We start from the raw sequence: 12,139 nt of genomic DNA, 5'->3' as shown, positions 1-12,139 counted from the left end.
TTTCACCTCAGGGTGAAGCAACTGGTCTGGCCCCGGAGCCGTTTTTAACCCTGACGATAGGCCGATGGCATACAGCGCATGCCGATGAGCGTCAGCAGACAGATAACCGCGCCGGCGTAAAACGTCGATGCGGCGCCGAAGCTTTCCCAGAGTATCCCCGCGCCGGTACTGGCCAGCAGCAGCGCCAGCCCGCTCATCAGGTTGAACATGCCGAATGCCGTACCGCGTAGTTCCGGCGGCGCGGTATGCGCAACCATGGCCGCCAGTAGGCCTTGAGTCATGCCCATGTGAATCCCCCACAGCGCGACACCGATCAGCAGCGTGCTCCAGTGGCCGCTGAGCGCCAGCACGATATCGGCGAGGATCAGCACCAGCAGCCCCCATTGCAGCAGTTTACTGTGGCTCATGCTGTCAGAGAGCTTACCGAACGGGTAAGCCGTGAGGCTGTAGACCAGGTTCATCGCGACCATGACCAGCGGAATAGTAAACAGCGGGATCTCCATCTGCTGGGCGCGCAGTACCAAAAAAGCTTCGCTGAAGCGGGCGAGGGTGAAGATACTGCCGATCGCCACCACCCACCAGTAAGCGGCAGAGAGCTTTTTCAGGTTTTCGCGCTTCAGCGGATTGCTACGTTTGTGCGCGATGGCGGATTTCGGCTCCTGCAGACCAAAGCCCAGTAGAGCAATGGATAGTACGGCGGGAATGACCGCCACCCAGAAGATAGCGTGAAAATCGTTGGCCCAGATGAACATCAGCAGCACCGCCAGCAGCGGGCCGAGAAAGGCGCCGACGGTATCCAGCGCCTGGCGTAACCCGTAGGCAGCGCCACGGATCTCCGGCGGTGTTACGTCGGCGACCAGCGCATCGCGCGGCGCTCCGCGGATACCTTTTCCGACGCGGTCGATCATGCGGGCGCTAAATACCACCCCGGCGCTCGGCGCGAGGGCAAACAGCGGTTTACTCAGCGCCCCCAGCCCGTAGCCAAGCAGCGCCAGCCCTTTGCGTTTGCCAACGTAGTCGCTAATGACGCCGGAGAAGACTTTGAGAATTAAGGCGGTGGCTTCGGCTAGCCCTTCGATAAGACCGATAATAATGACGCTGGCGCCGAGCGTGGTGGCCATAAACAGCGGAAGCAGGCTGTGGATCATCTCGGATGAGACATCCATTAGCAGGCTGACGCCGCCGAGCACCCAAACTCCTTTCGGGATGCGACCTAACGTCGCGAAACGCGGGACCATCAATCACTCCTGATTAACAAACGGTGAATTGATGATTAAATCAGGTTGCGATGACGCTGGTAAGTCAGTTTGGAAAATAATTCTCAATTGCGTTTACATCGGCTATCGCTTCGCCCCTCGTGAGGAGAGGCGAAGCATCGACCTGGGTTAGCGGTAAATAGCGGCGCTGGCATGAATAAGGCCATTGCTCTGCGGTTCGTGAATCAGGATTGGCTGGAAGTACTTCGCTCCCAGGGCATCGCTTTCCTGGTTCAGGGCCTGGTCGGCCTCTTGCTTGCTAGCCATATTATGGTTGATATAAATTACGCCCAGACTCTGCACATCGTCCATGTTGCGAGCCTGACGCCCATCGATTTTGATGGCTGCCAGCGCGTTGGCGCTAAGGAGTAGCGCAGCCATAACGGCGATGATAATGCTTTTCATAGAACGCTCCTTACTGACAGTACGGGTAAAACGCTGGACTCCTCTTGCTGGTGTCTGGCCATTGATTAAATTGTAATCGCTGGCGCGTCGCCTGATAGCGACCTTTTCTGATGCAGTTGTTCAAAAAAATGCCGCGTTCGTTATTGGTTAATTTTAAATCACCCACTTAGCCCAGCTTGGCGCTTAGTGCGAATTATTTGTGCAAATGCGCTTGTGTTCCTGGGGGGGCGCAATTAGAATGACGCGTCAATTTTTCAGCCGCCCTTTAACACGTTCCTTGCCTCCATGGGCCGCGGCTGACCCAGACAGGAGGCTGAATAATCCGTAAGGAGCAATTCGATGCGTCATTACGAAATCGTTTTTATGGTCCATCCTGACCAGAGCGAACAGGTTCCGGGCATGATCGAACGTTACACTGGTGCAATCACTGCAGCAGAAGGTACGATCCACCGTCTGGAAGACTGGGGCCGCCGTCAGCTGGCTTATCCGATCAACAAACTGCACAAAGCTCACTACGTTCTGCTGAACGTTGAAGCGCCGCAGGAAGCGATCGATGAGCTGGAAACTAACTTCCGCTTCAACGACGCCGTTATCCGCAGCATGGTAATGCGTACTAAGCACGCTGTTACCGAAGCATCTCCGATGGTTAAAGCGAAAGACGAGCGCCGTGAGCGTCGTGAAGATTTCGCTAACGAAACCGCAGATGATTCTGAAGCTGGGGATTCTGAAGAGTAATCCTGATGACCAACCGTCTGGTGTTGTCCGGCACCGTGTGCAGGATGCCCCTTCGAAAGGTCAGCCCGTCAGGAATTCCTCATTGCCAGTTCGTGCTTGAGCATCGTTCTGTGCAGGAGGAAGCCGGTTTTCACCGGCAGGCGTGGTGCCAAATGCCCGTTATTATTAGCGGACACGAGAACCAGGCCATTACTCACAGTATAACGGTCGGTAGCGCAGTCACCGTTCAAGGGTTCATTAGTTGCCATAAGGCAAAGAACGGCTTGAGTAAAATGGTTCTGCATGCCGAGCAGATTGAATTGATAGATTCTGGAGACTAGCCATATGGCACGTTATTTCCGTCGTCGCAAGTTCTGCCGTTTCACCGCGGAAGGCGTTCAAGAGATCGACTATAAAGATATCGCTACGCTGAAAAACTACATCACCGAAAGCGGTAAGATTGTCCCAAGCCGTATCACCGGTACCCGTGCAAAATATCAGCGTCAGCTGGCTCGCGCTATCAAACGCGCACGCTACCTGTCCCTGCTGCCGTACACTGATCGTCATCAGTAATCGGTCACGGTCCATTAATACGACTTTGAGAGGATAAGGTAATGCAAGTTATTCTGCTTGATAAAGTAGCAAACCTGGGTAGCCTGGGTGATCAGGTAAACGTTAAAGCGGGCTATGCTCGTAACTTCCTGGTACCACAGGGTAAAGCTGTTCCAGCTACCAAGAAAAACGTTGAGTTCTTCGAAGCGCGCCGCGCTGAACTGGAAGCCAAACTGGCTGACGTTCTGGCCGCTGCTAACGCACGTGCTGAAGCAATCAACGCACTGGGCACCGTTACCATCGCGTCCAAATCTGGCGACGAAGGTAAACTGTTCGGTTCCATCGGTACTCGCGACATCGCTGACGCTGTTTCTGCAGCTGGCGTTGCCGTTGCGAAGAGCGAAGTTCGCCTGCCGAACGGCGTTCTGCGCACCACCGGTGAGCACGAAGTAGACTTCCAGGTTCACAGCGAAGTCTTCGCTAAACTGGTTGTTAACGTTGTAGCTGAGTAATTTTTTACTCAACTCACGTCGATGCGCCGGCCTTGTGCCGGCGTTTTGCTTTTTAGCGCCAGCCTGATTTTTATCTGGTATGGTAGCTATTCTCTCCACTTTCTGGATGATAAAATAAAACACGATTTTATTTCCGGTAAAGTTAATGGACGCTTCCTTTCCGACCCCCTCGATTTTTGCCAATAAAAAAGTAGCTTATGTCTGCGCGACGCTATGCTGTCTGCTGTGGGGCAGTTCTTATCCCGCGATAAAAAACGGCTATGAACTTCTGCACATCGCCACCGATGATGTCCCCTCAAAAATTGTTTTTGCTGGTTATCGCTTCCTGTTTGCAGGCTTATTGTTGCTGCTGTTTGCGCTCGCGCAGCGCAAACCCATCGCCCGGCTCAATGGCCGCCAGTGCGGGCAGCTGGCGATGCTGGGGCTGACGCAGACCGCTATCCAGTACGCCTTCTTCTACGTCGGCCTGGCGTTCACCACCGGAGTGAAGGGATCGATTATGAATGCCACCGGGACGTTCTTCAGCGTTCTGCTGGCGCATTTTATCTACCAGAATGACCGGCTCAGCTATAACAAAACTATCGGCTGTGTGCTGGGCTTCGTCGGCGTGATGTTGGTGAACTTCAACACCTCATTGGGCGATTTTAATTTTGTCTGGCAGGGCGATGGCTTTGTCGTGCTGGCGGCGTTCATCCTCTCGGCGGCGACGCTCTACGGCAAACGCATCTCGCAAACCGTCGACCCGACGGTGATGACCGGCTGGCAGCTGGCCTTCGGCGGTCTGGTGCTGGTGGCGGGCGGGTATCTGACCGGCGGGGAGCTACGGATGCACAGCCTGACCGCAGCGATGATCCTTGGCTATTTAACTCTGCTGTCGTCGATAGCTTTTGCGCTATGGAGCGTGCTGCTCAAGCACAATCGCGTCAGTATGATTGCGCCGTTTAACTTTGTTATCCCGGTGGCCGGGACGGTGCTGTCAGCGATCTTTCTTGGCGAGAATATCTTTGAGTGGAAGTACGCGATCGCGCTGGTGCTGGTGTGTGTAGGGATCCGCTGGGTGAACAAAAGCCAGGCGCATTAGGCCGGGCGTACAACCCGGCCTAAGCGAAGCGTTTATCGCGCACGCACGAAGCTGCCGTTCGACTGGCGGGTGAACAGCACCTGCTGGCCGTTGCCGGTATCAATAGTGAGGCCGGTGACGACGCCGTTGGCGTTCTGGCGAATTTGCACCGTCTGTCCACTCTGCAAGGTGCTTAATGGTTTGCCGGCGCCTTCGACCTGCGCCATGGCGTAGACGTCAGTGGCTGGCAGTCCGTGGTCGCGGAACAATTGCGCCAGCGTTTTGCCCGATTCAATCCGGTAGGTGCGCCACTGCTGTTCAATGCCCGGCGCAGATTGCTGCTGCGCCGGCTGCTGGTACGGCTGAGAAGAAGAAGAAGTTTGCGTCTGCGTCTGGTCCGGCTGTTCATCCTGAATGGCTTCAGGCGCCACAGGCGCAACCTGGTCGGCATCGCTGACCGTCGGCGTATTGGTGATTGGCGGAAGCGGCACGGCCTGATTGCCCGAACCTTGCGGCTGAGACTGGGACTGCAGATCGAGATTAGCTTCGCGGCTGGCCTGGGTCGGCGTGCTGTTATCGCCGGAGGGGAGCAGGAAACCAATAATGACCAGCAGGAAGCCGGCGATGATGCCGCGGCGATGCATGGGCGGTAGCGGATCCATGAGACGAAGTTGATCCGGGGCGTGCCAGATCTTCGCCAGGGTAGATGTCAATTCAAAGCGCCCGGGCATGGCTTTCCTCCTGCTCCGCATATTTTTATCCTGCTTATGAGTATAGACGGCTAACGTCCTGAAGGTAGAGGTTAACCTGATATCGCCTATTGTTTCTGTTTCGCTGAGATTTGTCATCATCCGCCGACAAAGTTTTACCCATTCCTCTATGGCTGTTATGCTTTCGAACGCTTTTCTCAAGATGTTTATCACCCAAAAAAGGAACAAAGATGGCAACCCCGACTTTTGACACTATCGAAGCGCAGGCAAGTTACGGTATCGGCTTGCAGGTTGGACAACAACTGAGCGAATCCGGCCTGCAGGGGCTGCTGCCGGAAGCGCTGGTTGCCGGCATTGCCGATGCGCTGGAAGGCAACCAGCCGCAGGTGCCGGTTGAAGCCGTACACCGCGCGCTGCGTGAAATCCACGAACGCGCTGACGCCGTGCGTCGTGAGCGCTTCCAGGCGATGGCCGCCGATGGCCAGAAATACCTCGATGAAAACCGTGAAAAAGAAGGCGTGAACAGCACTGAATCCGGCCTGCAGTTCCGCGTACTGACGCAGGGCGAAGGCCCGATCCCGGCGCGTACCGACCGCGTACGCGTTCACTACACCGGTAAGCTTATCGACGGTACCGTGTTCGATAGCTCCGTGGCCCGCGGCGAACCGGCTGAATTCCCGGTGACCGGCGTGATCGGCGGCTGGATCGAAGCGCTGACCCTGATGCCGGTAGGTTCCAAATGGGAACTGACCATTCCGCACAACCTGGCTTACGGCGAGCGCGGCGCGGGCGCTTCTATCCCGCCATTCAGCACCCTGATCTTTGAAGTTGAGCTGCTGGACATTATTTAAGCACCAGGGGCTTCCTCTCCTGTCAGGGGGAGGGAGCCAATAAAAACAGTGTAAAATCCTTAAGTTATAAATTTATTGGAATTTTGTATTGCATATAAGTTCGTTGAGTGTATTTTTGTGAGCTGTTTCGCGTTACATTGGTGATATAACACTCACTTTAAACATAAAATTAACATTATATCTAAATCATAGTATTCATCCCTCCGATTCTTACCTAATATCGATAAACCCTCTTGCCAGGGTTGCGACAAATGACAGGCCAACAGAGCCTGAACAACACAGACAGGTACAACAGGAAGAAAATCACATGGTAGATCAGGTCAAAGTCGTTGCCGACGAGCAGGAGACGACTGAACAATCGCTACGGCGAAATCTCACTAACCGGCATATTCAGCTTATTGCTATCGGCGGGGCGATCGGCACCGGGCTGTTTATGGGGTCTGGCAAGACCATCAGTCTCGCCGGGCCATCCATTATTTTTGTTTATATGATCATCGGTTTTATGCTGTTTTTCGTCATGCGTGCAATGGGCGAATTACTGCTGTCGAACCTCGAATATAAATCATTCAGTGACTTCGCCTCCGACCTGTTAGGGCCGTGGGCGGGGTATTTTACCGGCTGGACCTACTGGTTCTGCTGGGTGGTCACCGGGATGGCGGACGTTGTCGCCATCACCGCCTACGCGCAGTTCTGGTTCCCCGGACTTTCTGACTGGGTCGCTTCGTTAGCGGTTATCCTGCTGCTGCTGGGCCTGAACCTCGCAACCGTGAAGATGTTTGGCGAAATGGAGTTCTGGTTCGCGATGATCAAAATCGTCGCCATCGTGGCGCTGATTGTGGTCGGCCTGGTGATGGTGATGATGCACTTTAAATCGCCGACCGGCGTCGAAGCCTCATTCGCGCATCTGTGGAATGACGGCGGCTGGTTCCCGAAAGGCCTCAGCGGTTTCTTTGCCGGCTTCCAGATAGCGGTATTCGCCTTCGTGGGTATTGAGCTGGTTGGTACCACCGCGGCGGAAACCAAGGACCCGGAAAAATCGCTGCCGCGGGCGATCAACTCCATCCCGCTGCGTATCATTATGTTCTACGTCTTCGCGCTGATTGTGATTATGTCGGTGACGCCGTGGAGCTCCGTCGTGCCGAGCAAGAGTCCGTTCGTTGAACTGTTTGTTCTGGTTGGTCTGCCGGCTGCCGCCAGCCTGATCAACTTCGTGGTACTGACTTCCGCCGCCTCTTCCGCTAACAGCGGAGTGTTCTCCACCAGCCGTATGCTGTTCGGTCTGGCGCAGGAAGGTCAGGCGCCGAAAATGTTCGCCAAGCTGTCGAAGCGCGCGGTGCCGGCGAAGGGCTTAACCTTCTCCTGCATGTGCCTGCTGGGCGGCGTGGTAATGCTGATGGTCAACCCGAGCGTGATTGCCGCGTTCACCATGATCACCACGGTGTCGGCGATTCTGTTCATGTTCGTCTGGACCATTATCCTCTGCTCTTATCTGGTCTATCGTAAAAAGCGTCCGCAGCTGCACGAGAAGTCCATCTATAAGATGCCACTGGGTAAAGTGATGTGCTGGGTGTGCATGGCCTTCTTCGTCTTCGTACTGGTGCTGTTGACGCTGGAAGATGATACCCGCGAAGCGCTGATGGTTACCCCGTTGTGGTTTGTTTTGCTGGGCGCGGGCTGGCTGTTTGCCGGTAAAAAACGTCTGGCGAAATAAAAAAGGCCACCCGGAGTGGCCAATAAACTGACAATGTCGAGAGGGCGCCTGCGGGCGCTTTTTTTATGATTTTCCGGCGAGGGCACGCGGGAACAGCACGTTATTTTCCAGACTGATGTGCTCCATCAGGTCGTCAATCATCTCGTTAATGCCGTTGTACATCGCTTTCCAGGTGGTGCAGGCTTCCGGCGGCGGTGTCACGTTATGGGTGATGTGCTTGATGACTTCCAACAGTTCGCCCGCTTCGTCGTGCTCGCTTTCCATCACGCTGATAGGACCACCGGCCTGGGTTCCCATCCCCTGCTTGATCATCGGGAACAGGATCTGCTCCTCTTTCATCATGTGGCTGGAGAGTTCCTGGTGCAGCATGGTCAGATATTTGGTTAGTCCTTTTGGCACGTTCGGCTTATCGGCGTGGACGCGTTCAACCTTGGTTGCCTGCAGAATCAGTTCCGGCAGCTGTTCGCGGTGACGATCATGATAGCGAACGATGATGTGGTCGATGATGTCGGTGAACGGCGCGGCGCGCCAGTCGCGCTCGATCGGCTGCTCGGCCAGTTTTGTCAGCTCGGCTTCAATCGCCGCGACGTCCAGCGCTTTGCGCGCCGCCGCGCGATCCAGGGTTTGTTTGCCGCCGCAGCAGTAATCCATATCGTATTTACGGAACAGCGCGGAGGCGCGCGGGATGCTCAGCGCCAGCTCGCCTAAAGGTTGGTCACGGAAAGCCATAGCAATTACCTCGTCATCAAGAATATAAGATGTATATTAAATGCATCTTTAATCCATGGGAATACCCCTTTAGGATACCAGGCTATTTTTTTGGCTCGACGCGCAGTTCCTGCAGAACCGGTTTTTCCGGGCGGGCGCGAACCGCCGACACCACGCCGAGCACCAACAGCAGGATCCCGCTCAGCGTCAGCAGCGGCGGCAGGCTCTGGCGGAGCAGGAAGGTGTACAGCAGACCAGCCAGCGTCTCGAAGACGATCAGCGGCCCGAGGATCACCGTCGGCAGGCGCTGGCTGGCGACGTTCCAGCACAGCGCGCCCACCCACGAGCAGAGTACGGCAATCGCCAGCATCAGCGCGATGAATACAGCCGGGCGCGGGCCGAAGGGGAGCGGAAAGTTGAGGTGTTGGCCCTGCAGCCACCAGCAGGCGGCGATGTAACCGACCAGCGAGAGCGGCAGGGTGACCAACGCCTGCGCGGTAGCCCACATCATCGGCGGCTTATCCGGGTTTTCACGCAACCAGCGGGCGTTGCGCAGGGCATACCACGCCCAGCAGACGACGGCGATCAGCGCGAGAACAATGCCCGAACCATAGCGCCACGGGCTGAAATCAGGAAGCCCGTGCTGTAGCTCCGCCACGTTGACGCACACCAGCCCCAGGGCAATACAGATTAGCGCCGGAAATAGCCGCCGCCACGGCAGCTTGCCATCGCGCTTGCTATAAAGCAGGTTGGCGCACACCGGCAGTACTACCGGCAGGGTGCCGATAATCATTGTCGATACCGGCGCGCCGGTGCGCTGAATGGCACTGGCCAGACAGAAGTAATAGATCAGGTTCCCCATCATGGTCAGCGCCAGCGCGGTCCACCAATCCTTGCCGTTCAGCTGGCGTAGACGCGCGCGGCCGAGCCACGCCAGCGGCAGGGCGATAAGTCCCAGCGCCAGATAGCGCCCCATCGACTGCAGCACCGCCGGATATTCCGGCACCAGCAACGGGCCGACGAAAATCAGCCCCCACATTAACCCCGCCAGCAGGGCATACAACACGCCGCTAATCATGATGACATCCATCTTCAGTTTGCTTGCGCCAAGTGTAGGAGGGTACGAGGGAAAGAATATTGTATGAGATTGCGCTTTAGCGCCCGGCGACCTGCTTTTGGTAACGCACCGGTGTGATGCCGTAGCGACGGGTGAAGGCGCGGGTTAAATGTGACTGGTCGGTTAACCCGGCGGCAATGGCCACTTCGGCGGCAGGCATGCCGTGGGTCAGAAACGCCTTGGCGCGCCACAGGCGAATCGCCATCAGCATCTGGTGCGGGGTAACGTGAAAGTGGGCTTTAAACTGGCGCTGGAAGTGATAGGGGCTGAGCGCTGCCACCTGCGCCAGTTCATCAAGGCTGACGGCGCGCATATAGTTATCGTGCAGGTAGTCGCGTACCCGATCGAAGCGGTGCGCCGCTTCCGGCGCCATTGGCGCATGGTGAGCCAGCGGGCGGAAGGTATCAACCAGGTCGAGCAGCATTCCTTGCTGCGCCAGCGGATCGTCTGCGTGCCACAGGCCGTAAATCAGTTGGCCGATTTGCCGGGCTCGCTGCGGCTCCTGGCGCACGACCTCGCTGAACCACCAGTGGCGAACGCCGGTGAAGGCCTCCAGCCGATCCGGCTCCAGATAAATCATCCGGTAGCGCCAGCCTTCGGCGGTTTCCGCCTCGCCGGTATGGAGCTCATCCGGATTCATGGTGACGATGGAATTGGCAGAGGCGACGTGCTGGCTGCCGCGATAGCGAAAGCGTTCGGCGCCTTGTTCAATCACGCCGATGCCGAAGGCTTCATGGGTATGCGGTTCAAAGGCATAACGGGAAATATGGGCGTGATAGAGCTCAACGCCGGGAAGTTGTTCGAGATGGCGAAAGCGCGCGTGGTCTTTTTCATCGCTAAATTGTGGTGGTACGCCCTGCATGCCGTGTCTCCCGACGATTCATCCCTTCAATATTAGAGATGAAGCGCCGGGACGCAACCGCAAAAACTGACAGGGAGCGGTTAAATGATGCCTTTAACGCTATCGGCAAGCGACGTGGTCGGGCGGCCAATCAGTTTGCTCAGAGTGCGGCTGTCGTCAAACAGTCCGCCTTTCGACGCGCCGGTATCGGAATCCGCCAGCATATCGGCAAGCCCGGCCGGCAGGCCGACGTTTTTCAGCGCGGCGGCGAAATCGGCTTCGCTGAGGTTTTGATAAACCACATTTTTCCCGCTTTGCTTGCTCAGCTCGGCAGCCAGTTCGCTCAGGGTCCAGGCGTTGTCCCCCGCCAGTTCGTAAACTTTCCCGGCATGGCCCTCACCGGCGATAACGTGAGCGGCGGCGGCGGCATAATCGGCACGGGTGGCGGAGGCGATTTTACCTTCGCCGGCGGCGCCGATAAACACGCCGTGTTCCAGCGCTGGCGGCGCGCTGGCTAAATAGTTTTCGGTATACCAGCCGTTGCGCAGCAGCGCGTAAGGAATACCGGAATCAGCCAGCATTTGTTCGGTTTCGATATGTTCGCCGGCCAGGCCCAGCGGTGAGGTATCGGCATGCAGCAGGCTGGTATAGGCGATAAATTTCACCCCAGCGGCTTTGGCGGCGTTAATGACGTTACGGTGCTGAACGGCGCGCTGGCCGACTTCGCTTGATGAGATTAATAGCAGTTTATCAACCCCTTGCAGCGCGGCGGTAAGCGCGGCTTCATCGCCGTACTCGGCCTGCCGCACAGTGACGCCCCGCTGGCTGAGCGCTTGCGCTTTCGCCGGGTTGCGGACAATCGCCACGATCTGGCTGGCGGGGACGGTTTTTAACAGATCATGCAGTACGTGCTGGCCAAGCTGGCCGGTGGCGCCGGTAATCGCGATCATAGGTCTTCTCCTTCGTGTTCATTGGCAGTTGTGGTAAGCTAACACCTTAACTAACTTTTAGTAAGTACGTACAAAAAGGTAAGTATAAAATGGCCGAACCGACGCTGAGCGACAAACTGCGCAACGGGAATCTGTTTGCTGAACAGTGCCCGTCGCGTGATGTGCTAAAACACGTGACCAGCCGCTGGGGCGTGTTGATTCTGGTGGCGCTACGCGAGGGGACCCACCGCTTTAGCGATCTGCGGCGCAAAATGGGCGGCGTCAGCGAAAAGATGCTGGCGCAGTCCTTACAGGCGCTGGAACAGGATGGCTTTATCGACCGTGTTTCATATCCGGTGGTGCCGCCGCATGTTGAATATAGCCTGACGTCGCTCGGCCTGCAGGTGAGCGAGAAGGTGGCGGCGCTGGCGGACTGGATCGAGCTGAATCTCCCCGCGGTGCTGGCTAACCACGGGGAGTGAAAATGTATCACTCCCTGTAACCCCGGATAGCGGCTGGCGCCTTATCCGGGCTACCGGCCAGCTCCGCTTTGTAGCCCCGGTAAGCGCAGCGCCACCGGGGAGATGTACCCGGATAGCGGCTGGCGCCTTATCCGGGCTACAGGCCAGCTTCGCTTTGTAGCCCCGGTAAGCGCAGCGCCACCGGGGAGATGTACCCGGATAGCGGCTGACGCCTTATCCGGGCTACAGGCCAGCTCCGCTTTGTAGCCCCGGTAAGCGCAGCGCCACCGGGGAGATGTACCCGGATAGCGG

Annotated in this window: 15 protein-coding genes; 8 read left to right on the top strand and 7 right to left on the bottom strand. The window is 56.8% G+C overall.

What is annotated here, in order from left to right:
• Positions 1-44: 44 nt before the first annotated feature.
• A complete protein-coding gene (locus tag ABLU86_RS17100; protein ID WP_015704179.1) occupies positions 45-1,238 on the bottom strand; it encodes an MFS transporter in 1,194 nt (397 codons plus the stop codon).
• Between the two features lie 147 nt (positions 1,239-1,385).
• Entirely contained in the window at positions 1,386-1,661 is a 276-nt protein-coding gene (locus ABLU86_RS17095) for a DUF1471 domain-containing protein (protein WP_348796032.1), read from the bottom strand.
• A 339-nt stretch (positions 1,662-2,000) separates the two neighbouring features.
• Here ABLU86_RS17095 and rpsF point away from each other — a divergent pair, with 339 nt between their 5' ends.
• From rpsF to ABLU86_RS17070, 5 genes are all read left to right on the top strand, one after another.
• Positions 2,001-2,396: a 30S ribosomal protein S6 gene (rpsF, locus tag ABLU86_RS17090; RefSeq protein WP_004098001.1), complete on the top strand. Its 396-nt coding sequence runs from the start codon at positions 2,001-2,003 to the stop codon at positions 2,394-2,396.
• Between the two features lie 5 nt (positions 2,397-2,401).
• Positions 2,402-2,716 (top strand): primosomal replication protein N, encoded by a 315-nt coding sequence (priB, locus tag ABLU86_RS17085; protein WP_015704181.1) that lies wholly within the window; start codon positions 2,402-2,404, stop codon positions 2,714-2,716.
• Positions 2,717-2,720: 4 nt separating this feature from the next.
• Positions 2,721-2,948 (top strand): 30S ribosomal protein S18, encoded by a 228-nt coding sequence (gene rpsR, locus ABLU86_RS17080; protein WP_000135199.1) that lies wholly within the window; start codon positions 2,721-2,723, stop codon positions 2,946-2,948.
• A gap of 41 nt (positions 2,949-2,989) precedes the next feature.
• A complete protein-coding gene (rplI, locus tag ABLU86_RS17075) occupies positions 2,990-3,439 on the top strand; it encodes a 50S ribosomal protein L9 (protein ID WP_015368607.1) in 450 nt (149 codons plus the stop codon).
• A gap of 145 nt (positions 3,440-3,584) precedes the next feature.
• Positions 3,585-4,520: a DMT family transporter gene (locus ABLU86_RS17070; RefSeq protein WP_047053214.1), complete on the top strand. Its 936-nt coding sequence runs from the start codon at positions 3,585-3,587 to the stop codon at positions 4,518-4,520.
• Between the two features lie 32 nt (positions 4,521-4,552).
• On the opposite strand, the gene ABLU86_RS17065 is transcribed toward ABLU86_RS17070, so the two are convergent.
• Positions 4,553-5,230 carry a LysM-like peptidoglycan-binding domain-containing protein gene (locus tag ABLU86_RS17065; protein WP_047053215.1) on the bottom strand — a complete coding sequence of 226 codons (678 nt, stop codon included), beginning with the start codon at positions 5,228-5,230 and terminating at the stop codon, positions 4,553-4,555.
• Positions 5,231-5,439: 209 nt separating this feature from the next.
• Between ABLU86_RS17065 and fklB the strand changes: the two genes are divergently transcribed.
• Together fklB and cycA are read left to right on the top strand one after the other, a co-directional pair.
• Positions 5,440-6,060: an FKBP-type peptidyl-prolyl cis-trans isomerase gene (gene fklB / locus ABLU86_RS17060; RefSeq protein ID WP_002886687.1), complete on the top strand. Its 621-nt coding sequence runs from the start codon at positions 5,440-5,442 to the stop codon at positions 6,058-6,060.
• A gap of 307 nt (positions 6,061-6,367) precedes the next feature.
• Positions 6,368-7,771 carry a D-serine/D-alanine/glycine transporter gene (gene cycA, locus ABLU86_RS17055; protein WP_015368603.1) on the top strand — a complete coding sequence of 468 codons (1,404 nt, stop codon included), beginning with the start codon at positions 6,368-6,370 and terminating at the stop codon, positions 7,769-7,771.
• A gap of 63 nt (positions 7,772-7,834) precedes the next feature.
• Here the strand turns inward: cycA and ytfE are convergent, their stop codons facing one another.
• The 4 genes from ytfE to ABLU86_RS17035 form a co-directional block, all read right to left on the bottom strand.
• Complete coding sequence (ytfE, locus tag ABLU86_RS17050; protein WP_015368602.1) at positions 7,835-8,500, bottom strand: iron-sulfur cluster repair protein YtfE; 666 nt, start codon at positions 8,498-8,500, stop codon at positions 7,835-7,837.
• 82 nt (positions 8,501-8,582) lie between these two features.
• Positions 8,583-9,557, bottom strand: a complete 975-nt coding sequence (locus tag ABLU86_RS17045; protein WP_063402218.1) for a DMT family transporter — start codon at positions 9,555-9,557, stop codon at positions 8,583-8,585.
• Between the two features lie 76 nt (positions 9,558-9,633).
• Entirely contained in the window at positions 9,634-10,458 is an 825-nt protein-coding gene (locus ABLU86_RS17040) for an AraC family transcriptional regulator (protein ID WP_045386744.1), read from the bottom strand.
• 80 nt (positions 10,459-10,538) lie between these two features.
• Positions 10,539-11,387 carry an SDR family oxidoreductase gene (locus tag ABLU86_RS17035; protein ID WP_046883313.1) on the bottom strand — a complete coding sequence of 283 codons (849 nt, stop codon included), beginning with the start codon at positions 11,385-11,387 and terminating at the stop codon, positions 10,539-10,541.
• Between the two features lie 89 nt (positions 11,388-11,476).
• Here ABLU86_RS17035 and ABLU86_RS17030 point away from each other — a divergent pair, with 89 nt between their 5' ends.
• Positions 11,477-11,848: a helix-turn-helix domain-containing protein gene (locus tag ABLU86_RS17030; protein ID WP_046883312.1), complete on the top strand. Its 372-nt coding sequence runs from the start codon at positions 11,477-11,479 to the stop codon at positions 11,846-11,848.
• Positions 11,849-12,139 lie beyond the last annotated feature (291 nt).

It is taken from the genome of Klebsiella sp. JN_Kp121 (assembly GCF_040062145.1).
Lineage (GTDB): Bacteria > Pseudomonadota > Gammaproteobacteria > Enterobacterales > Enterobacteriaceae > Klebsiella > Klebsiella aerogenes.
This window is presented reverse-complemented; position numbering and strand designations above follow the sequence as displayed.